Here is a 24,249-nt window from a genome sequence, read left to right as displayed (position 1 = left end):
ATTATTATTTCTCACTTGTTTCTAGTTTTTTCATTCGTTTTTTCCCTTCTCTGCATAAAACCAAGAGAGGGCATTCTTCACAATTTGGTCTTTTGGCTTTACAGTGGTAGCGGCCAAAAAAAATCATACGATGATGCGTAACGCTCCACTCTTCTTTTGGAATTTTTCTCATTAGCGTTTTTTCTACTTGGAGAACAGAGTCTTTCCAGCGGCATATGCCTAATCGCTTGGACACACGCTCAACATGAGTATCCACAGCAATTGCGGGTTCGTTGAATGCTACAGATGCTACAACATTGGCCGTTTTCCTTCCAACTCCTGCCAGACTTTCTAATTCTTCTTTAGTAGGCGGAACTTGACCATTAAACTGATCCACTAACGTTTGAGAGAGCTTCTTAATATTTTTAGCCTTATTACGATAAAGACCAATCCGCTTAATATCATTCTGTAATTCTTCGAGAGGTACCTCAATATAATCAAATGGTGTACTGTATTTCTGAAACAATTCAGGTGTGACTTTATTAACAAGTGAGTCTGTTGCTTGAGCGGATAACACAACAGCTACGAGCAATTCGAAGGGATTCGAATGGTTTAATTCGCACTCTGCCTCAGGAAACATCTGTTTAAAAACGTCTAAACAATAACGTATTTCTGTTTTATTCAGCATAGTAGGCTTTTTATGAATCCTCCTCTAACCAATTGTAGTATAAAGATACATCGCGTTTTTTTTGCTTGTTTTCCTCTTCTTTCTTTCTTGAACTGTTGTTTCCGCCCTGTCGGAACTGCTTTCCCTGCTCACGTGCCTGCTCGACTGTATGGACCCCTTTTCTCTTCCACTCTCTTAAAATGCGGTCAATGTATTTAAAATTAAGTTTGCTCATTAATACCGCTTCCCGTAAGGCAGCTTTAATTAATGCAGGCGATTGTTGTTCTTCATCAAGCCATATATTAATATTTTCTATCTCGAAGGGAGATAATGGTCTTCCGAATTCTTGCTCAAATAATGGAAAAATATTCTCATTAAACTCCTGGGCTTCTTCCCTACGCCTTGGTGTGTAGCTGAATAGCTTATCCCAAAGAGGTTCAAGAGAGTAACATTCCGTTAAGACCTGCTGCTCGTTCTGCTGCTGCTCAATTTGCAGCAGCTGCTTTTGAATCAAGCTACGAAGAATGCGTGAACATTCTTGACTGGAAACGGATAGGTATTGGGCTAATTCCTCAGGCGTTGGGAATAAATTCCCTTCGGTCCGGAAACGGTGAAGCTGAAGAAGTAAGAGGAGTTCTCTTTCTCCCATGCCTAATTTTTGGTAATCCGTTAACAACTGCTTCGGTATCATCATTTGATTGTCTATCATGGTTTGAAAACTTTGATACTTAGCCATACGATTCACTCCCGATTATGATTTCAAAGAAAAACACCGATAACGCCATGAGGCGGGTAATCGGTGTTTTTCCCGTACTTAAGGATACAGTCGATTCAACAATCTAGGGAATGGAATAGTTTCACGCACGTGCTCAACACCTGCGATCCAGGCTACTGTTCGTTCCAATCCAAGCCCAAATCCAGAGTGAGGTACACTTCCATATTCTCGAAGCTGCAAGTACCAATTATAAGCGTCACCCGTCAACCCGTGATCCTCATAGCGTTGTTTCATAAGTTCTAAATCATCAATTCGCTGGGATCCTCCAATAATTTCACCGTAACCTTCAGGGGCTATTAAATCAGCGCACAAGACCACTTCTGGTCTAGCTGGGTCAGGCTTCATATAAAAGGCTTTAATCTCTGCAGGATAGTTCGTGATAAAAACAGGCTTATCATAACTTTCAGCTATAGCTGTTTCGTGAGGGGCTCCGAAATCATCTCCCCATTCAATGTCATCGAATCCTTTTTCCTTCACAAGCTGGATGGCTTCATCGTAGCTAATGCGAGGAAATGGAGCTTGAATCTTTTCTAACTGCCCGGTATCGCGTCCGAGAGCTTCCAGTTCAATTTTACAGTTCTTTAGTACAGATTGTACAACATGAGACACATACTGCTCCTGAACTTCAAGACTGTCTTCGTGATCCATAAATGCCATTTCAGGCTCAATCATCCAAAATTCAATTAAATGCCTGCGGGTCTTTGATTTCTCAGCTCGGAATGTCGGTCCAAAGCTGAACACCTTACCAAAGGCCATCGCTGCAGCTTCCATATATAACTGACCGCTCTGAGACAAATAAGCATCTTCTTCAAAGTATTTGGTATGGAAAAGTTCTGTTGTTCCTTCCGCCGAAGATCCAGTTAAGATCGGGGGATCAATTTTCACATATCCATTTTCATTAAAGAATTCATAAGTTGCCCGGATAATTTCATTGCGGATCTTCATGACTCCATGCTGGCGTTTAGAACGTAACCACAAATGTCTATGATCCATTAGAAATTCAGTGCCGTGCTCTTTAGGTGTGATTGGGTAGTCCACAGCTTCATGAATGATCTCGAAATCCGTCACTTGCATTTCATATCACAATGGAGACCTGGTATCCTCAACAATCGTGCCTGTTACATACATGGAGGATTCCTGAGTAAGTGCTTTTGCCTCCTGGAATTTATCTTCCCCTATATCGGCCTTTACTACGATTCCCTGCATAAATCCAGTTCCATCCCGTAACTGAAGAAAAGCAATTTTTCCGCTTGAACGCTTATTAGCAAGCCATGCTCCTATAGTAACTTCTTCATTAAGATGTTTTGAAACTTGAGAAATTGTTGTTTTCACGGTTATACCTCCAGCTAAACTTTAAGATTGATGGTTTTGTACAAATTGTTTAATTCTATCTGCTGCCTTTTCAAGTTGATCTAACGAAGTGGCGTAGGATAAACGAACGTTTTGCGGAGCTCCAAATCCTGAACCAGGAACTAAAGCTACCTTTTCCTGATCAAGAAGGGCTTTTACCCATTCGTCTACATTTGAAAAACCACCTGCTTCAGCCGCCTTTTGTACATTCGGAAACAAGTAGAAGGCACCTGACGGTTTTATACAATCTACGCCTGGAATGGATGTAAGTTTTTCGTAAAGAACCTCCAGTCGCTCTTTAAATGCCTCTCTCATCTCATTTACTTCCTCATTGCTTCCAATGTAGGCAGCAAGGGCGGCATATTGAGCAATGGAAGTCGGATTGGAAGTAGAGTGAGACGCCATGTTGGACATAGCTTTAATAATCGATTTGTTACCAGCAGCAAACCCTATTCTCCACCCTGTCATGGAATGAGATTTAGAAACTCCATTTATGATGACGGTCTGGTTATAAAGCTCATCGGATAATTGAGCAATGGAAACATGTTCTTCGGATGTATATACAAGCTTCTCATAAATTTCATCCGAAATAATTAAAATATCATGATCAAGACAAACTTGACCCAGGGCTTTCAGTTCTTTTTCAGAATACATCATCCCGGTTGGATTACTTGGTGAATTTATTACAATGGCTTTCGTTTGATCAGAGATAGAAGCCTTTAATTGTTCAGGTGTAATCTTGAAGTTATTTGACTCATCAGCCGACACGATTATAGGCTTCCCTTCAGCTAATTTAATCTGTTCGGGATAACTAACCCAGTAAGGAGCAGGAACGATAACCTCATCATCTTTATTCAATAACACTTGAAAAAGGGTGAAAAGAGCGTGTTTTGCACCAGTAGTAACAATGATTTGCTCATTCGTATAGGTTAAGTTTTGATCCCGTTTTAACTTTGCAGTTATAGCATTCTTTAACTCAGGTATTCCACCAGCTGGTGTATACTTTGTTAAACCTTCATCCATCGCTCTTTTAGCTGCGTCTAAGATATGGACAGGTGTATTGAAGTCAGGTTCTCCTGCTCCTAGACCAATCACATCATGACCATCTGCTTTTAAAGCCTTAGCCTGTGCTGTGATCGCCAGGGTACTGGAAGGCGTAAGGGATTGAACGCGGTTAGCTAATTCCATTATTATCCACTCCTTTTTTAATTTTGTTTAAATGCAAATCGCTGACCAAATCGTTCTCCATTTAGATTAAAGTAATCAAATACATATCGATTCTGAGAGTCTACATACGTAATTTCATAAACCGGCTTCTCTTCTTCATAACCTAATTGGATATTTTTAAATATACAACTTTGACAATCAGCTCTCCAGCTCTGCTTCAGCTGTTGCTCAGCTATGATTTCCAGGTTCATTTGTTCATTCAGAATGTCGTGTTTGGACAAATCGATGAAAACAAGCCCTTCTTTACCATCTTGAGTTTTTCCTTTCACAATATGTACCTTACTTTTACCGTGATAGATGCTTACTTTTTCAACTGTAGCGATCTCAGTCCGGTTCAGCGCCATTTCCCGGGCTGCTTCCTCTCCAGCGTGAAGATCCTTGTTAATACTCACGTACATCCATACAGCTAAAGCCCCGCTGAGAAAGAAGAGAGCTCCTACAATGATAAAGCTCCACTTCAGCCAGCTAGGTACGGTAAATGGTGAAGACTGCGGTTTCATTGTCCTCATCGTCAAGGGCCAACCCAAACATTAGATTTTTATCTTTCAAGGTACGGTTTAAAGTATCCACAATTTTATATAGGTCGTCAGCTTTTTGAATACGGACCGTTGAAAGGGTTTCTACTTTATTTTCCACATGATTCCCTCCATGATTCAGAAATAATATTTTTTATCTTTTAATCAAGCCCTTCCTAGTATAACAGTTTAGAAGGGCCATGTTGATTGAAATTACCTTCGGATTATAGCCATTGTTCCATTTGATTGATAAGCTCACGGGTAGAGCGATAGCTGACCGGAACTTCTGGAATGGAATTTAAAAAGTACTTCCCATATCTTGCTTCCATTAGCCGCTGATCACATATGAAAACTACTCCTCGATCCGTGCTGGACCGAATGAGTCTTCCAAATCCTTGTTTAAACCTGATAATGGCTTGTGGAAGTGATCTCTCCATAAAAGAGTTTCGGCCACTTTCTTTCATTTGAACGTCTCTCTTGGACTGAACCGGCTGATCTGGCGGTTGGAATGGCAGACGCACCATAACTAAACAGGAAAGGTCCTCACCTGGGATATCCACTCCTTCCCAGAATGAACTGGTTCCCAATAGAATGGATTGCTCAAAGGACTGAAAATTCTTCTTCAATCGATCTCGGCTCCCACTTGAAACCCCTTGAGCGAAGATCATGAATTCTTCCGGATCAATAATCTCCTTCAGCAAGCTGTAAGTTTTTCTAAGCATATCATAAGAAGTAAACAAGACAAGCATTCTTCCTTTGGTCACTTCGGCAATGGAATAGATCGCTTCACTAATGGCATCGATATATTCTTCTGGATTACGTTTAATATCCGGAAAATCATTGGGCACCATTACTTGAACCTGCCGATTGTAGGAGTATGGTGAAGGAATTATTGATTCCATCAAGTCCTCCTGATCCATACCCAATAGTTCTTTCATATAAGAAAAAGAACCATCTGTAGATAGAGTCGCACTTGTAAGCACTACACTCTCTTTTTTATGGAATAATTCCTCTCTCAGGAGATCTGCTATGTTGAGTGGTTCACTGAACAGGTAAATCGAATTATTTGCCCCTTCTCCCTCTATTTCTATCCATTTCACTAGTTCTTCAGTATCAGAGTCAAAGTAATCCGTTAATTGCTTCCGGATTTGATGGCAAAGTTCAATCTGTCTATCGAGTCTAGTTATTAAAATAGGCAACGAGTGATCCTCTGCCATACTGGCAGCCAATCGCATTTGTTCACGCATGTGATCCATTCCTGTAATTAACTTGAATAATAAAGCGGTAAAACGGAGTGACATCTCCCTGGCAGTTGACTGGAATCCTGAGGACTCTCCCATTTTTAACGCATACTGAATGCGGCCGACATCACTTTTTTTTCTGTCCCCTTTGTTTTCCCTTTTAATACTTTGGAAAATATACTTGGACAGTTGATTCAGTTCTTCTTTTGCTTCATCCACTGTTGCCTGACACTTTTTCGCCTCTTTGTAAAAGGATTCACGAAACACCCATTGGCGATAGGTACTTTTTTTAAACATATCACTAAACTGACTGAGTTGTCTCTGCAGTTCCTTATAATTCATCCTTATTCCAAAGTAACGACTGGCTACAGGTTCAAGGTGATGAGCTTCATCTATAATGGCACGGTCATAGGCTGGCAGTCTTGGTTCTTCACTTACTAAGTCCATACAGAACAAAGCGTGGTTCGTAATTAGAAGATCCGCATGAGAAGCTTTTTCTTGAGCCCACTGGTAGAAAGAATCTTCCCCTAAATCTAAATCAACCGTCTTAGTTGATTGTTCAGCTGAGACCTTGTGCCAGAATTGCCTGCCATTGGAAGGCAATTGAATTTCATCCACATCCCCCGTAGCTGTTTCTGTAAGCCAAACTAGAATTATTGCTTTTGTAAGAGCAATATCATAGTTGTCCTGCCGGGATTGCTCAAGTTCATAACTAAAGTGGATCAAACTGATATAATGACTTCTTCCTTTATAAAGAACTGCACGAATAGGACGTTTAAATAAATGCTCTAAACTTGGAATCTCCTCTTCAAGCAACTGTTGCTGCAAGCTGGTGGTATGAGTCGTTACAAGAACCCGCTGACCGTTTCGGACGGCATAATATAAGGAGGATAATAAATAAGCGATGGACTTTCCTGTCCCTGCTCCCGCTTCAATTAGTGCATGCTTGGATTTCTCTAACGATTCATACACTAGTTCAGTCATATCCCTTTGTCCAGTACGGGATTCATAATGCTTAATGACTTTTTTCATGCCTTCCTTATCTTCATAAGCTTCTTCTACCCATTCACTAAAAGGAGGAAGTTGAGAAGAATTTTCTGCTTGAGGTTGGCTGGATTTTTTTACTGGAATACCTTGTATTAACGTGTAGCCCTCTTCTTTCTCCAGAGAGTAACGTTTGTCGTCCCTTATTTTTGTTATAAAAGGACGGAGTTCACTTTTAAGCTTGTCTTCTACTTTCAGTAAATGAAACAAGGTCCGCTCAGGAAGACGACTCATTCGCTTAAGAAGATAAATCAGCAAATCTCTTGTCACTTGTGCGTCAGATAAGGCTCTATGAGGACGATCATGTCCCATCCCTAATAGGTCGGCCAGCTGTCCCAGTTTGAAAGTAGGGGAAGTAGGTATTAAAATTCGTGCGAGTTCTACGGTGTCAATAACAGGATTATGTAATGGTTCGTAACCGCATCGTTTGAATTCACCATTAAGAAACCCAAGATCAAATTCAATATTATGGGCAACAATATAGCTGTCTTTAATAAGATGATAAACCTCATCTATAATTTCTGAAAAAAAGGGAGCATCCAATACATCCTCTTCCTCTATCCCCGTTAATGAGGTAATAAACGGTGGGATACCCCTGTCAGGGTAAATAAGAGAAGAGAACTCTTTAATGACGGAGCCTGTCTCTTTCGTAATCACGATCCCTATCTCAATGATCCGATCTTCTTTAGCGTTTCCTGTCGTTTCTAAATCCACAATAGCAAATGTAGTCATCAATATCCCTCTTTCAAACTTCACTTAATAGCAAAAAGGAAGGACCCCGCCTTATATGAAGCCCTGGCAAAGATCCCCTCTGTACTAATGCAGCTCTATAAACTTACTAAAAAGGTAAAGCTGTAAGCGGTGGTTCTTCTTCCAGCAATTCGGCAATCTGATTATGATCATTCATTAACGCGATTTTAGGTTTAAAGTCCGCTAATTCATTCTCACTTACCATAGCATAAGACACGATAATAACAATATCATCAGGTTGTACTAGTCGAGCTGCAGCGCCGTTCAAGCATACGACTCCGCTTCCTCTTTCTCCAGCAATTACGTAAGTCTCTAATCTAGCTCCATTATTGTTATTAACAATCTGGACTTTTTCATGCGGCAGAATTCCTACCTCGTCTAATATATTTTGATCAATGGTTATACTTCCCACATAGTTTAAATTAGCTTCAGTTACGCGAGCGCGATGAATTTTCGACTTCATCATCGTACGGAACATATTCAGTCCTCCTCGAACCTCTTCATTAAGATATATCTCCCGGGTGGAAAACCGTATTATCTATTAATCGAGCATTCTCATAATAAACAGCAGCAGCAAGAATTACTTGCCGATCGAAGGTTTCAATAGGCTCCAGCTCAGGATACGACAATAACTCAATATAATCTATTTTACCACGAGTTTCCCTTTCAAGAAACTGCCGGGTTTCTTGTATAGCCTCCTGTATGTCAGGGTTTCGAGTCTGCATGAGGCGGCTCCTCCCCTTTTGTAAAGCTTTCTGGATCGCAGGTGCTTCTGATCTTTCCTGTGGAGATAAATTAATATTGCGGCTGCTTTTAGCCAAACCATCGTCCTCTCTTACTGTTGGTACAGAAACCAACTGGACAGGAAAATTGAAGTCCTGAATAAGCGCATCCACTACGGCCACCTGCTGGGCATCCTTTTGACCAAAATAAGCCTTTGTCGGACGGCATATATTAAATAACTTGGTCAAAATAGTCACTACACCCTCAAAATGTCCTGGACGGCTTCGACCGCATAAGACGTGTGCTCTTTTGCTAACCGTCATTTCTATGGATAATGGAGCCGGGTACATCGTTTTATTTTCAGGCAGGAAAATGAAGTCTATATCATTTCTTTTCGCTACAGACAGATCATGATCAATATTTCTAGGATAATGATCCAGGTCTTCATGCTCTCCAAATTGCAGAGGATTAACGTAGATACTTAATATAACATAATCGTTTTCTTTCCGGGCTTCCTGAAGGAGACGTTCGTGCCCTTCATGTAAATAACCCATTGTTGGTACAAACCCAATCGACTTTCCTGCCCGGGTAAGGTCAGCAGTCGTTTTTTGCATTTCTTTTATCTCTTTTATAACTTTCATTTTCATACCCCTTAAAGGTCTGGCAGACTGTCAGGATCCATCGTGAACGTATGTTTAACTTCTGGGAATTCTTTTGATTTCACATCATTCACGTAAGATTGAACAGCTTCTCCCAGTACGTGGTTACTATCCATGTAAGGTTTCACAAATTTCGGTAAGCGGTCGACTCCATATTTTAATATATCGTGATAGACGAGGACTTGTCCATCACATTCTGCCCCTGCTCCTATACCAATCGCAGGAATAAACAATTCTCTTGAAATAACTTCTGCTAATTGTCTTGGTATACATTCCAGAACAATGGCAATGGCTCCTGCAGCCTCAATCTCTTTTGCTTCTTGAAGTAAACGGGCTGCTGTTGCCTTATCTTTCCCTTGAACTCTGTACCCTCCTAAAACGTGAACAGATTGTGGGGTTAAACCTATATGTCCCACCACCGGTATACCTGCGTGCACAAGTTTTTCCATCGTCTGAATGACTTCACCGCTTCCTTCCAGTTTCAAAGCTTGAGCTCCTGTTTCCTGAAAAAGTTTCTTTGCGTTGTGTAAAGAATCCTGGGTGGACACGTGGTAGGACATAAATGGCATGTCTACTACCGTGAAAGTATCAGGAGCCCCTCTTTTCACGGCTTTGCCGTGATGAATCATATCAGCGATCGTAACAGGAATGGTAGAATCATACCCAAGTACCGTCATTCCAAGGCTATCTCCCACTAAAATCATATCTACTTTCGCTTGTTCAGCAATTTTAGCCGATGGATAATCATAACTTGTAATCATGGCTATTTTGTCTTTCTCCTGTTTCATTTTTATGAACTGACTTTTATTAAGCATGGTATCCTCCTTCCCCCCAATGAATCTCGGCTGAATATAGTTTCTCCTCATTCCCGTCCTTATCTCTGGCTCGAAGTGCTCCATCTGGCTCGATCCCAATAAGGGTAGCCTGCCATTCCCGCCTCATAGTCGATATGGTAACTTCTTCTCCAATCCGATAACCAAAATGCTCCCATTCCTTCTTTACTTGTTCAAACCCTTGCTCTACATAACTATCATATGTATTTTCAAATAGACGCAGGATCGATTGAATGGTTTGTTGGATATCCCACTCTTGACCGGACTCAATCTTTAAAGAAGATGCCTTGTGTCGGATATCTTGCGGGATTTCATTCAACTGCTGGTTTACGTTCATGCCGATTCCTAACACAACATATTGGATTTGGTCATGTTCAGCCTGCATTTCTGTTAGGATTCCTGAGACTTTTTTATGATCAATAAGCAAATCGTTGGGCCATTTTATCTGTGGGTGAAGATTAGTATTCTCCCTTACCATCTTGGCAAGCACGGTAGCAGCAAGCAATGTAAGTTGAGGCGCTCTCATAGGAGGAAGGTCAGGACGCAGCAAAATACTCATCCATATCCCCTTTCCTTTAGGAGAATGCCAGTTCCTTGCCATTCTACCTCTACCTTTTCCTTGTGCATCCGCTATTACAACCGTTCCATGAGGTTTACCCTGGCTTGCTAATTGATGTCCGATTTCCTGAGTGGATTCAACTTGATCGTAATGGATGAGCTTCTGTCCCAGCCATTTAGTCTCCAGACCCCACTGAAGTGTATTGCCGCTAATCTTATCAGGAGATGAAAGGATTTTATATCCTTTCTTTCGAACCGCTTCAATTTGGTAGCCATCTTTTTTTAATTCATTCATGTGCTTCCACACAGCCGTGCGAGAAATATTTAATGAGTCTGATAACTGCTGTCCAGATACATAACCCTTTTCCTTTTCCAATAAATCAATCAGTTGTTTTCGGGTGGATTCCACAGTAATGCCCACTCCTTTATTTTTTCATAATCATTGGGTAAATGTCTTTCAACGACTTGATGCTCTATTTCCTTCATGTATTCAGAAATCCATGGCCCTTTTTGTTTATCAGCATATAAAGAAATGAGGTCCTGAGGCTGAAAGGCGAGCTCCCTGCTCGAGAGAATGGGTAAGTTCTTACATCCCTCTTTTAAAAGAACAAGGATGGACTCATCAGCGAGACCCTTAGCCTGTAAAACTCTAGCAAAAGCTCTTTGTAAGGATTCAGGCAGTACATACAATAGCCAGGGGGTAACACGATTCTTAACCAGGTATTCGTTCAACGCATTATTCAATTCTTCCGTTTCACGTCTCTCTTTATTGGAAAGCTTCCACCTTTTCATCCATTCTTTAATAGAAAACGAAGGAGTATAAGCCAGGTAATAGGTGACCAGTTCAGGCCAGGAAGATAACCGCACAAGCGGCACAACATTTGGGAAAGACGGTATTGTATTAAAGATTGGCAAGTATGTAATCAGATTAGTATCACTCACCAGTGAAATAGCTTTTTTGTATCCACGACCCTGATAAAGTTTCAATGTTTCCACTGCAATTCTCTCCACAGATATATATCTAAGCAGGCTGGACTTAGCTACGATCGCCTCTCTCGTATCTTTTTCCACTTCAAATTCTAGCTGGCTTGAAAACCGGGCGGCTCTCATCATTCGTAAAGGGTCCTCGGTAAACCGATCAAAAGGATCACCCACAGCTTTTACTTGGCGGCTTTCAATCGCTGCAAGGCCATAATAAGGATCTATTATAGTTCCATATCGATCCATAGCCATAGCATTGATCGTAAAATCACGCCTGGCAAGGTCTGCCTTTATGTCACGTACAAATGTAACTTCATCGGGGTGGCGGTAATCTTCATATCCTTCTTCTGTGCGAAATGTGGTTACTTCGTATGAAACTGAGCGAAAACGGACAATTACCGTTCCATGTTCAATACCTACAGGAATTACTTTATCGAACATTTTCTGAATATGTGAGGGAGGCTCAGACGTAGCAATATCTATATCTCCAAGTGGACGGCTGGAAAGATAGTCTCTCACCGCTCCACCTACAATATAAGCTTCTCCTCCCCCCTCCTCTATCTTTGCTAATAATTCAAAAGCCGCTTTCAATTTTGTTTCGTTGCCATTAGTCATTATTCAGCACCCGATCATAAAGCTCTTCGTATTGATTAAGAATGGTTCCCGAGGCAAATTTTGTTTCTACCACCTGCTTTGCATTAACAGAAAGCCTGTCCATTAATTCATCATCAGTCAGCATCTTCAGGGCAAAATAAGCAACCTGATCGACGTTACCTAATTCAGCAATATAGCCGGTCTCGCCGTGGTCAATAACTTCTGGAATGCCTCCGATATTAGAGCCTATGCACGGCACCCCGCAAGCCATAGCTTCTAGAAGAACGAGGCCAAAGCTTTCTTTTTCAGATAGCAGTAACTTTAAATCCGAGATGGATAGCAGATCGCTGACATTTTCCTGTTTCCCAAGAAAAAGCACCTGCCCCTCGAGATCCAGATCTTTTACAAGCTGATGGACATCAGAATATTCAGGACCATCCCCTACAAGCAGAAGCTTTGCAGGGACTTCAGCAGCAATTTTAGAGAAAGCATGTACAACTTCAGGAACTCTTTTTACTTTGCGGAAATTTGAGATATGAATAACTACTTTTTCCTCTTCTTTAATACAATAATCTTCTCTTAGTGAAAAAGAGGACTTTTGATAATATTCTCTCTCATCTACAAAATTATAGATGACTTCTATCGGTTTATCAGTCGAAAGCTGCTCTTGAGTCTGCCGAACTAAACTGTCAGAGACAGCTGTAACCTTATCAGATTGTTCAATGCCAAATTTGATCATTTGCTTTAAGCTCGAATCTATACCCAGTACTGTAATATCTGTTCCGTGAAGAGTTGTAATGATTTTCACATCACGTTTAGCCATTTGTTTAGCTAAAATAGCGCAGATAGCATGAGGCATAGCATAGTGCACATGGAGAATATCCAGTTCTTCTCTGTTTATGACCTCAGCCATTTTATTAGCTAGCGCAAGATCATAAGGGGGATGCTGAAAAACCGGATAGTTACTGACTTCTACTTCATGATAATAGATATTTGGATAAACTCGATTTAACCGAAAAGGAACTTGGGAAGCTACAAAATGAATCTCGTGCCCTTTTTCTGCCAGTAGCTTGCCAAGTTCTGTCGCGATCACGCCTGAGCCCCCTACTGTAGGGTAGCAGGTAATTCCTATTTTAGCCATATGATCACTCCTGCTCTTTCTTCTGTTCTCTAATGATCTTTCGCCACTCCAAATCGCCGCGATCGAGAGCGTGAATGAGTATTTCAGCTCCAGCCAGGTTAGTGGCAAGCGGAATCTGATGAACATCACACAAACGAAGCAGGGCACTGATATCCGGCTCATGAGGCTGGGCAGTTAAAGGATCACGAAAGAAAATAACCATATCCATTTCATCTTCAGCGATTTTCGCTCCTATTTGCTGATCTCCTCCTAAAGGGCCTGATAAAAATTTAGTAATGGGAAGACCTGATGCATCAGCGATGCGTTTTCCGGTCGTTCCTGTAGCAAACAGCTGGTGGTTCTGTAATGTTTCTTTATAAGCTATAGCAAACTGTATAATATCCGTTTTTTTCTTATCATGAGCGATTAACGCAATATTCATCGTTCCGTCTCCCTTTTAGTCTAATAAGTGTTCAAGACCATACACCAGGACTTCCAGGTGCATGACTTTTTCAGTGGCTAATTTAACACCACTCATAAATGACTCACGATGATGGGAATCGTGTTTAATTGTAAGTGTCTGCCCAAGTCCTCCAAAAACAACTTCCTGGTGAGCAATTAATCCGGGAAGGCGCATACTATGGATTTTCATTCCATCAGAGTCTGCACCGCGGGCACCAGCTAAATTTTCCGTTTCATTAGGGTGACCTTGATGATGACTTTCTCTGACTTCTCTAATGAGCTCAGCGGTTTTAATAGCTGTACCAGAAGGAGCATCTAATTTCTGATCGTGGTGTTTTTCAATGATTTCGACGTTTGGAAAATGCTTAGCGGCCCATTTAGAGAATTGCATCATTAGGACAGCCCCTACCGCGAAATTAGGAGCGATCACAGCGCCAATTTGTTTTTCTTCCGCGAGCTGTTTCAATTCCTCTAATTGTTCGGGTGTAAATCCTGTAGTTCCTACAACAGGACGCACACCATGTTCCAGGGCAAGTTTTGTGTGCTTATAACCATTTTCAGGAGTTGTTAAATCAATTAGCACATCCGCTTCTATTTCACTCAGACACTTCTCAGGATCCTCAAAAATAGGTGCATCCAGGTTTGGCAGATTATCTATTTCGACAACATTTTTTCCTCCGTTTTTACGGTCTAAACAGGCAACGAGCGTTAAGTTCTCTTCTTTTTCAATTAATTTCAGAGCTTCTGTCCCCATTTTACCCCGAGGTCCAGCTACTATCACCTTAATATTATTGCTCATTTGAACTCTCTCCTTCTTTCCGTGTCCAACGGTCTTTGTCTCGTGTTTCAATCTTACTCATCGATTGTTCGAATGCTTCCGATAAATCCATGTCCAAAGAATTGGCAAAACAAGTTAAGACAAAAAGGACGTCTCCTAATTCTTCTTCTAACGCTTTGTTTTTCTCTGTCGATTTCTTTTGCTTCTCTCCATAATGATGGTTGATTTCACGAGCCATTTCACCAACTTCTTCAGTAAGCCTGGCTTGTAAACTTAATGGAGAAAAATAGCCCTCCTTAAACTGGGATATGTATTTGTCCACCCGCTTTTGGATATCTTCTGTAGTATAATTCACGTTATCCGCTCCCTTTTTACTGTAGCATCTCTATAAATGGTAGCCAAAAGGGGGCGATTTGACAAATTTTTTAACTAAAAACTTAGAATTGCCTGTTCATTAAGAAAACTCTATAATGAGAAACGTATGACATTTATGGAGGTGAGCAGTCATTAAAATATTCGGATTGCGTCTTAAAAACATTTTATTCATTTTAATTGGTTCTGCTATTTTTTCATTTGGTCTTGTTCATTTTAACATTCAAAATGAACTCGGTGAGGGAGGATTTACTGGGATTACATTACTGCTTTTATACTTATTTAACTGGGATCCAGCCCTTATGAATATCATTCTCAATATCCCAGTTTTAATCATAGGATGGAGGATACTCGGTCGTAATACATTCCTTTATTCATTAATTGGAATCCTTGCTGTATCCTTATTTATTAGAGTTTCCCAGATTTATATGATTGAATTTAATTTATCATCTGACCTCACGTTAGCTTCTTTATTTGCAGGTGTCTTTATTGGAGTAGGTTTAGGCATTATCTTTCGGTACGGCGGAACGACAGGAGGCGTGGATATCATTGCTCGCCTCATCAATAAATACTTAGGCTGGAGTATGGGACGAGCCATGTTTGTATTTGATGCGGTCGTTATTTTTGTTTCTATTATTACTTATTTAAACCCAATTAAAGGTATGTACACACTTGTAGCCGTTTTTATCGGCGCTAAGGTTATCGATTTTATTCAGGAAGGAGCCTACGCCGCACGCGGTACAACCATAATCTCTGGTAGAAGTGATGAAATTTCCAGAAAAGTTATGCAGGAAATGGATCGCGGCATTACTATACTCGAAGGACGCGGATCTTTCTCAGGTGAAAAAAGAGACGTTCTTTACTGCGTAATTGGCAAGAACGAAATTGTTCGCCTAAAAACCATTATTGATCACATAGATCCCCATGCCTTTGTAGCCGTCAGTCACGTTCATGACGTAATGGGGGAAGGTTTCACGCTGGATGAAAATAAAAACCCAATCAGGGACTAGAATGTAAATCACTCCATAAAAAATGCCCCGCATCCATTGAGAGGCGGGGCATAACTTTATATTATTCTTCTCCCATTCCAAAAAACATGAAAATGAAGCGAAGCAGTTCAGCTAGAGCTACAAGCGCACCAGCTACATAAGTCATAGCCGCAGCATTCAATACCTTCTTCGTCGGACGTTCTTCCTCATTTCTAATAACTCCAGTAGACACCAACTGAGTCATTGCTCGATTAGAAGCGTCAAACTCAACGGGTAGAGTTACCAGCTGGAAAAGCACAGCAAAGGCAAAGAATACAATTCCGGCAAAAATTAAGCCGGTCATTTGAAGAAGAGCTCCACCAATAATTAAGAAAATAGAGATGTTTGACCCGAAGCTCGCAACTGGTACAAGCGCACTGCGGAAACGTAAAAACGCATAGTCCTGAGCATCCTGGATCGCATGGCCTACCTCGTGCGCGGCAACGGCAGCTCCGGCAGCCGAACGCCCATGGAAATTATCTGTAGATAAGCGTACAACTTTAGAGCGAGGATCGTAATGATCAGATAGCTGCCCTCTGACTTCTTCTACAGCTACATTAAACAGACCGTTATCATCTAATATTTTTCTAGCTACTTCCGCTCCTGACATGGATGAGGAAATAGCTACTTTTGAATACTTTTTGTAGGTGCTCTTTACTTTTGACTGAGCCCATATCGGAATAATTAAAATCAGGGCAAAGTAAAGAATAAAACTCATCATGGTTCATTCCTCCGTCTTGGATGTAAATAAAGTTCTTAGGTCAATTTTAGTCAAACCAGCTGAAAAAATCAACTATTTTCTCTCTTAAATGATCCTTTCACAGTGGCAATGGCTTGATATTTCCTAACAGCCACATAAGCCAACGTTATTAATATTGTACCTCCAATAAGCAATACCGTCCATAATAATGCTTCCCCACTTAAAGCAGGCAAGGCTTCAGGCAGCTGATCCAATTCCACTGCCATGGTCTCACGGATTTGATAGGAATCTCCATCTGAAAGTTGCGATAGTTGTTCACCAATAGGGATTAATTGTTCATAAGAATAATACGTTAAAAGGCTTGGGACAACTTTCTCCCATTCGTTTTGAAGTTCTTCATCTGTAAGGTAAGAATCAGCATCCAGACTCTTTTTATAGTTAAAGACGAGGTTATTTATATTTTCCAGATAGCTCGTTGGATTTACCGTTTCAATAAATACATACAATCGGTCAGCATCAGCTGAATTAGCTGCCTGCTTACCAGTCAACACTGATTGGAGCAACTCTTTCCCAATCTCCTCTTTTTGAGGGGAGAGGCTTTCCAAATAGTTTTCCAATTCGGTCCTGCGGTTATTCAAGGCTTTGCTTGCTAACTCGTATTTTCCATCCTGTATAAGAAGCTTGTACTGCAAGAAAAAGGCTGTCCAATCCTCTGAATGTCCAGATAGGTAAAGATGCTTATTCATCGGTGTGAGTGTGAAAATAACGGAACATAGTAAGATCAATATTGCCCGTCCCATTCCACTTCTCCCCTCTCTTAAAAAGTCTTATAGAGAGTCTATGATGAAAGGACAGAATTTAGACCGATTGAGTCTTCTGTGAAACGATATAGGCCACCGCTATACATCCCAGGCTTAACCAAAATGTAAAATACCCGACCTGATCCATATACTTCATAATCGCAGGGTAAACAGGCATCTGTTCAAAAACGTAGTCAATGACATCATTATGCAGTGTCCATATGGCTGCAACAAGGATATGTCTCGTCCGTATAGAATAAAACGGAGCATATAATAGACCCTGGAATGCCATAGCAGCATGAGACACGATAAGCATATAACCTGTCCAGGGAAGACTGCCAAATTCCGCGAAAGTTAGCCCGTTCATAACCACTGCCCATAGTCCATATTTTAGAAGAGTTATAAGAGCAAGTGCCTCAATATAGGGGACATTCCGATTAAAAATATAAAAACCTAAGAAAATTGTAAAAAAAAGGCTGGCCGTGGGGCTGTCAGGCACAAATATTAAAAACTTAAATTCTGTAACCGCTAACTGACTACCATACCAAATATATCCATAGATTGTCCCAAGAAGATTGACGATAAATAGTAAGATCAAAAACCCACGATTTGTGAGTATATAGGAAACTAATTCTTTCAACTTTGTCTCCCCCTATATAAATTAAGCCGCGCTCCTAGAGCGCGGCTATAATCAAAAACTTATTCGCTTGAGCCTGATCCTTCACTTTCGGAAGAACCTTCTCCTGAACCTTCACCAGATCCTTCGCCTTCAGAAGAACCTTCTCCTGAACCTTCGCCAGATCCTTCACCTTCAGAAGAGCTTTCTCCTGAACCTTCACCGGATCCTTCGCCTTCAGAAGAACCTTCTCCTGAACCTTCGCCTCCGCCTGAGCCGGCGTTAGCAATATATTCAGCTAATACTTGCAATTCTTCATCAGAGCCGCCAAAGACACCTGACGGCATCTGCCCAATTCCATTTACAGCAATATCTTTAATTTCATCTACAGATTTCTGGGAGTCAATTAAAGATGGATAATTCCCTTGTCCCTGTAAAGAGTCACCATGACAGCTTAAACAGTTCGCTTCGTAAAGAGCGTATCCTTCGCCTGACTTATCGATCTCTGATTCTACAGCTTCTACGTTTACCCCGTATTTTTCAGCACGTGTTTCATAGTCAGCGTGTTGAACCGATTCATAGGTCAGCCAGAAGGTAGCAATAAATCCAATAAGCATTAATCCAACGGCAATCGGTCTTTTATGTGGACGGCGTTCAGGACCTCTATCAAGAAACGGAGCTAGTAGTAAAGCTCCAAAAGCCAGTCCTGGCATAACAATTGCACCTAGTACAATAAATTCCCCACCCGCAAATTCATATTTCAAAAATTGGTATAGAAATAAGAAATACCAGTCAGGCAATGGAATATAACCTGCGTTGGTTGGGTCTGCCTGTTGCTCTAAAGGTGACGGGTGAGCAGCAGTCAGAATAAGGAAACCGATTAGAAACACGGACCCTACCAGCCATTCCTTCAGAAGGAAGTTTGGCCAGAATGCTTCGGTACGGCCTGGATACTCTGAGTAGTCTTTTGGTAAATTGGCTTTAGATTCGGCGGTAATTCGAGAGTCACCGACGAACTTCATCCCTTTTCCCCTATGCACAGCTTTCCCTCCTTTTTTAACTTACATTTTATAGTGGACCGGAAATTCCTTGTTTACGGATTAAGATAAAGTGAAAGGCCATTAATCCGAACAAAGCGGCCGGCAAGAAGAAAACGTGGATCGCAAAGAAACGTGTAAGGGTTTGCGCCCCAACGATCGATGGATCACCCGCAAGTAACGTTCGTATCGCATCTCCTATAAATGGTGTTGCAGCAGCAATCTCAAGACCTACTTGAGTAGCGAAATATGCTTTGTTATCCCATGGAAGCAGGTACCCTGTGAAACCAAGACCAAGCATAACGAAGAACAACAGAACTCCGATTACCCAGTTTAGCTCTCGAGGTTTCTTGTATGCGCCTTGGAAGAATACCCGTAACGTATGTAAGAATAACATTACGATAACAAGACTCGCTCCCCAGTGGTGCATGCCGCGGACGATTTGACCGTATGCTACCTCTCTTTGTAAATAATAAACGGATTTCCAAGCATTCTCAATATCTGGTACATAGTACATGGTCAGAAACATACCTGACAAAATTTGAATGACTGTAATGAAAAAAGTCAGTCCACCAAAACAATAAACAAAAGCTGAAAAGTGATGGGCTGGGTTGACATGCTCTGGAACCTCGTGGTCGGCGATATCACGCCACAATGGTGTAATATCTACACGCTCGTCCACCCAGTCATAAAGTCTTTGCAGCATGAGTTACGCCCCCTTTCTAGATTGTGCTTCTCCAAGGTAAAGCATGCCTTCTTCAACTTTGTGTTCATACACTGGAAGTGGCGCTGTAGGAGGTGTTCCTTTAACGTTCACTCCATCCTTGGTATAACGTCCACCGTGACATGGACAGTAGAATTGGTGTGGGTATTCCTCGTTGGACGCCCAGTCTACCGTACAACCCAAATGGGTACAGATCGGAGAAAGTGCCACAATCTCATCATTTTCATTTCTGTACACCCAGGCTGTTTTCTGAACCTCTGATTCATACCAAGCATCAACCTGGTCAATGGTCCATTCCACCCTTGTTGGTTCATTAGTGATCTCATCAACAGATGCAACGGAGTGCATTTCTCCGGCTTCTTTGGTTTGCAATACTGGATCAATTGCGAACCGAACCATTGGTGCAAGCATTCCGGCTGCCATGAAGCCGCCTACACCAGTCAGTGTGTAGTTCAAAAATTGACGACGGGATACTCGTTTTTTATCGCTCATTCTTTTCCCCCCTCTATGCTGTAATCCATATGACATGGATATTTTACACACAGTTTACTAGGACATTACCATGATAGCGCAATCTCAAGGCGCGGTCAATAAATTATCAAGGCTTGTCATAACTTTTCTATTACCAGTATGCCTGGATAAGTTCACTAATTTGTCCAGCTTGTTCTTTCACAAATGATTGCGTTTCTGTAGATTGGATATTTCCACTTTGAATTGCTGGAACCCACAACAATTTTCCAGTGAGTTCATCCTCGTATTTTTTCCATTTAGCATCAAAAGTGAGAAGAAAAACGTGCGTAAAAGGTTGTTTTCTAAACTGACTGATCCAGCTATTCAATCGTGATACTTCTGTCTCTGCCGCTCCGCTTATGTAATAATACTCTGGAGCTAAAAATATTCGTCCCCTATATTCTTTTTCAATCAGACTGGTAAAAATCTGATTGATTTCCCTTTGAAACGCTTGTTTGCCCATCATTTGATCAGATGCTGGGTTAAAAGGAATCATTGGAATTAATAAAGTATCAATATATTCTTTCTCAGGTAAGTATTGTTTGATATCTTTCTCTGTCCATCTCACGGGCTATCATCTCCTGCCTTTCTTCTCTCTATTGTACTAGATTGTCGAAAAAATAAAAGTCAGGAGCGATAAAAAATGCTCCTGACTAGTGCATATTATAAGAAGGTATTTAAATCCTGTTTCAGACTGCTTAATTCATTACACAATTCTTTAAATTTATCTCGTTCGCCATCAATTAAAGCAGTATCAATTTTCCCTTCCAACTCTTTTTGTCTGTGTTTAAGAAGACTTAATGACAGCAATCGTTCCGCTTCGTTTTTATCGCGCTCATTCAAATAATAATCTTTAGGAAGGTAAGGGTTTTCCTCTAATACAAGAGCGTATTTCGAACTTTGCTGAGCATTATCGAAATTCATTTGAATATAAACGGGTTCATCTTGATTCATCCTCAAATCGTGGAACGATTTCTCAGCATCATTCGTCATAACTTGCCCTTTATAAAATCGAAATGGGGGATCGGATACACCTTGAGCGCTGATTTCCATACCTCTAGGACAGAACTTCACTTCCTGAACAAAATGAACACTGGAAAGTAAGGATTCATGATTCATTAAATAATTAAGGATCCATACACTTTCACGTTTCTTTAATTGATAATGATTTAGAAACCACCGAACGAAGTCTTTCTTTTCATCAACAGATATAGGTGTTTGCATATGCGCCCCTCCCGCGCCTCATTATTCAAATCATTCTTGCTCCATAAGCCTCGCCAAAAAGTCTTCAATTTCTGTATCCGCAGGGTCAATTGCTAAATATTCTCTAAATACTTCCTGTCCTTCCTTCATACGGCCTTCTTCGATCAGAAAGTATCCATAGGCTTTTAAGAATGCTGTATCTTCTTTTAATGAAGGGTAAGCCTGCTGATATTGCTCATAAGCTTCTTTAAACTGCTCTTCCTCTTCATAAGCCTGGGCAAGTTCCCAAAGGTAATTAGGGTCTTCCTCTCCAAGAGAGATCAACTGATTAATAAGTTCAATAACCGCTTCATAGTCAGCATCTTCTTTAAAGTTCTCTATCAGGAATAAAACCGCTTCCTTATAGCCTGGGTCCAGTGCTACAGCTTCCCTCATCAGCCTGTAACCCTCATCTTTGTTTCCTTGTTTGTGAGTTAACGTACCGGCAAGATGATAGAGTTCTTTATTAAATTCATCTTTTGCCAGACCTTTCTTAGCCATATCCAGGGCTTCCTGAGGCATACCTTCTGAATCATAAGCCTGTGCCAGGTGAGGATAAACCGAATGGAAATAAGGATCTTTTTCGATCAACTGTTCCCATACCTTAATGGCTATATCATTACGATTTGCTTGAAAAGCAACAAAACCATAGCGGAACATTACATCCGGATTCTCTTCTTCCACATTTTGGTAGTATTCGAGTGATTGTTCAAATTCTCCATTGGCTGCATACGCTTCTGCCAAACGCGTAGCTACTTCTATATCTCCTATAACCGGCTGGTGATGCATAGCGTTCTCGTAATAAGGAACACACTTTGAATATTCACCATTTGAAAAAGCCAGCTCGCCTAAAGCAAAGTCTATAATGGCTGAATTAGGTTCTACTTGCTTAGCAGTTAATAACTTTTGCTCAGCTACTTCGTATAACCCTTGAGCCTGGTATAAATCAGCTAATTGAACGAGTACCTGCAAATAATCTTCATCTTCTGGACCGAATTGATTCAATAGTTCTATCGCTTCATCATCTTCCCCTAAATCGATATGAATTTCTGCCATCATCACTTTCAATTCCTGCTCTTTTGGATAGCGTTGAATCAGTTCCTGAAGAACCATTTTCGCTTCATCCATCATTCCCCACTGAATGTAGAGTTCTGCAATGGTAAAGCGCTCTTCTTCATCCGCATGTGGTAAATATTGTGTTAGAGTTTCTATTGCATCTTCCGTCTTATGGGCTTCCATCTGACGAATTGCTTTTTGTATTTCCTCCATGATGACATCCTTTCTCTGTTAAACAAAATGCTTGTGAAGTTTCACTTGAATATGCGTGCCTGGTTTACGGTCAACCAAGGTTTGATTGACCTGTTTAACCTGCCCATTCATAATCGTTACATTTGGAACAGGGTTATGATAAATGAATTTCTCCTGTTCATCAATCAAAGAATGTTGAGTTTTCCAAAACAAATTATAATCAGCCTGCCCACCTGCTGTTAAACGACCTCGACTGGGAAAAATCCCACTATCCTTTAGATTTTGAAACGAAACTATTTCATCATCCTGTAACTCTGATAACTTAATGATACCATACTGCTTACTAAGTGAAGACCATAATTCTGAATAGTTGTTCGACGTATTTTCAGAATCTTTGACACGGATAGTCAGCGGAATTCTCTTGTACGCCTGAGCCTGGACCAGCCATTCCCAGGGTACATTTTTCAAGTCATTGATCAAATCCACTTCAATACATAAAAAGGGGCATCCTTTTCTAGCAAAAAATCGGACCATCTCAGCTTTGATAAGCTTAGCGTTTATGACTGGAACCACCATATAGTTTACTGGAATTCCGGATAATTTATTTAAATATTCGTCATAAAGCCGACGATAGTGGCGTATGCTAGTCACTAGGTGTTGAATAAGAAGTAGTGAACACCCTCTTTTTATGTAATTCCCAGCTGTTTCTTCCGGAGTAGAACTAAAGGAAATTGGCTCAAAGTTATCAATCATTACATACCCAGGTGTTACAAAGAGATCATCCGTATTCATATGAACATAAGGTTTGCTTCCTGAATGATTACGAACAAACTTCTCTCCATAAACCAACCGTTCCTCTACCTCTCCTCCACCCTCTTTCTCTACATAAGCACTAAACCAATAAGCTCCCATACGATTCAAACCTCCATCAGGCTTTTTATATCGTATGAGAGCTTACTGAAAACTATGAAAACTATTTAATTGGTCAGTTGATTTAAATGGTCAAAAAAAGTCGGGTAAGAAATATTAATACACTCTTTGTCCTCAATCGTAACTGGAGCATCACAAACGAGGGAGGCGATCGCTCCCATCATGCCGATTCTATGGTCCCCAAATGAATCGACTTTTCCTCCTTTTAGTGGAGTCGGCCCATGGATAATCATTCCATCTTCCTGCGGTTCTATATGAGCCCCTATTGCTCTTAAATTATTCACGACTGCTGCAATTCGATCGGTTTCTTTATACCTTAATTCACGAGCATCTTTTATAACAGTAGTCCCTTCTGCCTGCGTAGCTGCCAGGGCAACGATTGGAATTTCATCAATTAAATTCGGAATCATTTCACCTTCAATTCTGACAGCTTTCAAAGGAGAAGACTTAATTTGAATATCACCGACCGGTTCATCGCCTACATAAGAATGTATGTTAGCGTCCACAGAAGCGCCCATATGTTTCATCACCTTAATTATTCCATCTCTAGTAGAATTAAGACCAACGTCTTTTATTGTGAGCGAACTGTTTGAACTTATGGCAGCGGCAACAATAAAGAATGCTGCAGAAGAAATGTCCCCAGGTACTCTAAGATTAGAAGCTGTAGGCTGTTGACCTCCGTCTATAGTAATCCTAGAACCTTCTACATTGATATTAATTCCAAATTGAGACATCAGCATCTCGGTATGGTTTCTTGTTATTCCAAGTTCCACCACAGTCGTTTTT

The 24,249-nt window shown here is 40.9% G+C and carries 26 protein-coding genes and 2 pseudogenes; 1 reads left to right on the top strand and 27 read right to left on the bottom strand.

What is annotated here, in order from left to right:
- Positions 1–4 precede the first annotated feature (4 nt).
- The 16 genes and pseudogenes from nth to WAM07_RS04995 all read right to left on the bottom strand — a co-directional run bounded on the left by nth (position 5) and on the right by WAM07_RS04995 (position 14,611).
- Positions 5–667, bottom strand: a complete 663-nt coding sequence (gene nth, locus WAM07_RS05070; protein ID WP_422165315.1) for an endonuclease III — start codon at positions 665–667, stop codon at positions 5–7.
- A gap of 10 nt (positions 668–677) precedes the next feature.
- Positions 678–1,382: a DnaD domain-containing protein gene (locus WAM07_RS05065; protein ID WP_422165313.1), complete on the bottom strand. Its 705-nt coding sequence runs from the start codon at positions 1,380–1,382 to the stop codon at positions 678–680.
- Between the two features lie 78 nt (positions 1,383–1,460).
- A pseudogene (asnS, locus tag WAM07_RS05060) lies at positions 1,461–2,753 on the bottom strand (asparagine--tRNA ligase).
- Positions 2,754–2,774: 21 nt separating this feature from the next.
- Positions 2,775–3,959, bottom strand: coding sequence for a pyridoxal phosphate-dependent aminotransferase (locus WAM07_RS05055; protein ID WP_422165311.1), 1,185 nt, complete (start codon positions 3,957–3,959; stop codon positions 2,775–2,777).
- A gap of 17 nt (positions 3,960–3,976) precedes the next feature.
- Entirely contained in the window at positions 3,977–4,507 is a 531-nt protein-coding gene (locus tag WAM07_RS05050) for a DUF5590 domain-containing protein (RefSeq protein WP_422165310.1), read from the bottom strand.
- Positions 4,464–4,634: a YpmA family protein gene (locus WAM07_RS05045; RefSeq protein ID WP_422165308.1), complete on the bottom strand. Its 171-nt coding sequence runs from the start codon at positions 4,632–4,634 to the stop codon at positions 4,464–4,466. Before WAM07_RS05045 ends, WAM07_RS05050 begins: the two co-directional genes overlap by 44 nt.
- Before the next feature lie 103 nt (positions 4,635–4,737).
- A complete protein-coding gene (gene dinG / locus WAM07_RS05040; RefSeq protein ID WP_422165307.1) occupies positions 4,738–7,530 on the bottom strand; it encodes an ATP-dependent DNA helicase DinG in 2,793 nt (930 codons plus the stop codon).
- 106 nt (positions 7,531–7,636) lie between these two features.
- Entirely contained in the window at positions 7,637–8,026 is a 390-nt protein-coding gene (panD, locus tag WAM07_RS05035) for an aspartate 1-decarboxylase (RefSeq protein ID WP_014643491.1), read from the bottom strand.
- A gap of 25 nt (positions 8,027–8,051) precedes the next feature.
- Complete coding sequence (gene panC / locus WAM07_RS05030) at positions 8,052–8,912, bottom strand: pantoate--beta-alanine ligase (protein ID WP_014643492.1); 861 nt, start codon at positions 8,910–8,912, stop codon at positions 8,052–8,054.
- Positions 8,913–8,923: 11 nt separating this feature from the next.
- Complete coding sequence (gene panB, locus WAM07_RS05025) at positions 8,924–9,745, bottom strand: 3-methyl-2-oxobutanoate hydroxymethyltransferase (RefSeq protein ID WP_014643493.1); 822 nt, start codon at positions 9,743–9,745, stop codon at positions 8,924–8,926.
- The gene (locus WAM07_RS05020; RefSeq protein WP_422165304.1) at positions 9,738–10,730 is read right to left on the bottom strand and encodes a biotin--[acetyl-CoA-carboxylase] ligase; all 993 of its coding nucleotides are present in this window, start codon (positions 10,728–10,730) and stop codon (positions 9,738–9,740) included. The genes panB and WAM07_RS05020 overlap by 8 nt, the downstream gene beginning before the upstream one ends.
- Positions 10,706–11,917, bottom strand: a complete 1,212-nt coding sequence (locus WAM07_RS05015; protein WP_422165302.1) for a CCA tRNA nucleotidyltransferase — start codon at positions 11,915–11,917, stop codon at positions 10,706–10,708. The genes WAM07_RS05020 and WAM07_RS05015 overlap by 25 nt, the downstream gene beginning before the upstream one ends.
- Positions 11,910–13,037, bottom strand: a complete 1,128-nt coding sequence (bshA, locus tag WAM07_RS05010; RefSeq protein ID WP_422165301.1) for an N-acetyl-alpha-D-glucosaminyl L-malate synthase BshA — start codon at positions 13,035–13,037, stop codon at positions 11,910–11,912. The genes WAM07_RS05015 and bshA overlap by 8 nt, the downstream gene beginning before the upstream one ends.
- Before the next feature lie 4 nt (positions 13,038–13,041).
- A complete protein-coding gene (locus WAM07_RS05005; RefSeq protein ID WP_014643497.1) occupies positions 13,042–13,458 on the bottom strand; it encodes a methylglyoxal synthase in 417 nt (138 codons plus the stop codon).
- Positions 13,459–13,473: 15 nt separating this feature from the next.
- Complete coding sequence (dapB, locus tag WAM07_RS05000) at positions 13,474–14,277, bottom strand: 4-hydroxy-tetrahydrodipicolinate reductase (protein ID WP_422165298.1); 804 nt, start codon at positions 14,275–14,277, stop codon at positions 13,474–13,476.
- Entirely contained in the window at positions 14,267–14,611 is a 345-nt protein-coding gene (locus WAM07_RS04995; protein ID WP_422165296.1) for a nucleotide pyrophosphohydrolase, read from the bottom strand. The genes dapB and WAM07_RS04995 overlap by 11 nt, the downstream gene beginning before the upstream one ends.
- 151 nt (positions 14,612–14,762) lie before the next feature.
- On the opposite strand from WAM07_RS04995, the gene WAM07_RS04990 reads away from it, so the two are divergent.
- Entirely contained in the window at positions 14,763–15,638 is an 876-nt protein-coding gene (locus WAM07_RS04990) for a YitT family protein (protein WP_422165333.1), read from the top strand.
- A gap of 61 nt (positions 15,639–15,699) precedes the next feature.
- On the opposite strand, the gene WAM07_RS04985 is transcribed toward WAM07_RS04990, so the two are convergent.
- The 11 genes and pseudogenes from WAM07_RS04985 to WAM07_RS04935 all read right to left on the bottom strand — a co-directional run.
- Positions 15,700–16,374 (bottom strand): zinc metallopeptidase, encoded by a 675-nt coding sequence (locus WAM07_RS04985; RefSeq protein WP_041601656.1) that lies wholly within the window; start codon positions 16,372–16,374, stop codon positions 15,700–15,702.
- Between the two features lie 71 nt (positions 16,375–16,445).
- Positions 16,446–17,156: a sporulation protein YpjB gene (locus WAM07_RS04980; protein ID WP_422165295.1), complete on the bottom strand. Its 711-nt coding sequence runs from the start codon at positions 17,154–17,156 to the stop codon at positions 16,446–16,448.
- 58 nt (positions 17,157–17,214) lie between these two features.
- Complete coding sequence (locus WAM07_RS04975) at positions 17,215–17,796, bottom strand: DUF1405 domain-containing protein (RefSeq protein ID WP_422165293.1); 582 nt, start codon at positions 17,794–17,796, stop codon at positions 17,215–17,217.
- A gap of 260 nt (positions 17,797–18,056) precedes the next feature.
- Positions 18,057–18,812 (bottom strand): annotated as a pseudogene (locus WAM07_RS04970) (c-type cytochrome); the annotation flags it as partial.
- 28 nt (positions 18,813–18,840) lie between these two features.
- Positions 18,841–19,515, bottom strand: coding sequence for a menaquinol-cytochrome c reductase cytochrome b subunit (gene qcrB / locus WAM07_RS04965; RefSeq protein WP_014643505.1), 675 nt, complete (start codon positions 19,513–19,515; stop codon positions 18,841–18,843).
- Between the two features lie 3 nt (positions 19,516–19,518).
- On the bottom strand, positions 19,519–20,025 hold the full coding sequence (locus WAM07_RS04960; RefSeq protein WP_422165291.1) for a ubiquinol-cytochrome c reductase iron-sulfur subunit: 507 nt from the start codon (positions 20,023–20,025) through the stop codon (positions 19,519–19,521).
- A 130-nt stretch (positions 20,026–20,155) separates the two neighbouring features.
- The gene (locus tag WAM07_RS04955) at positions 20,156–20,611 is read right to left on the bottom strand and encodes a YpiF family protein (RefSeq protein WP_422165290.1); all 456 of its coding nucleotides are present in this window, start codon (positions 20,609–20,611) and stop codon (positions 20,156–20,158) included.
- A gap of 95 nt (positions 20,612–20,706) precedes the next feature.
- Positions 20,707–21,267, bottom strand: a complete 561-nt coding sequence (locus WAM07_RS04950) for a ReoY family proteolytic degradation factor (RefSeq protein ID WP_422165288.1) — start codon at positions 21,265–21,267, stop codon at positions 20,707–20,709.
- A 30-nt stretch (positions 21,268–21,297) separates the two neighbouring features.
- Positions 21,298–22,554 (bottom strand): tetratricopeptide repeat protein, encoded by a 1,257-nt coding sequence (locus WAM07_RS04945; protein WP_422165286.1) that lies wholly within the window; start codon positions 22,552–22,554, stop codon positions 21,298–21,300.
- A gap of 18 nt (positions 22,555–22,572) precedes the next feature.
- Positions 22,573–23,445 carry a hypothetical protein gene (locus WAM07_RS04940; protein WP_422165284.1) on the bottom strand — a complete coding sequence of 291 codons (873 nt, stop codon included), beginning with the start codon at positions 23,443–23,445 and terminating at the stop codon, positions 22,573–22,575.
- A 65-nt stretch (positions 23,446–23,510) separates the two neighbouring features.
- Positions 23,511–24,249: 3-phosphoshikimate 1-carboxyvinyltransferase (locus tag WAM07_RS04935; protein WP_422165282.1), on the bottom strand; the 739-nt coding region annotated here is incomplete at its 5' end.

This window comes from Halobacillus sp. (assembly GCF_049282395.1).
Classification (GTDB): Bacteria; Bacillota; Bacilli; order Bacillales; family Halobacillaceae; genus Halobacillus.
This window is presented reverse-complemented; position numbering and strand designations above follow the sequence as displayed.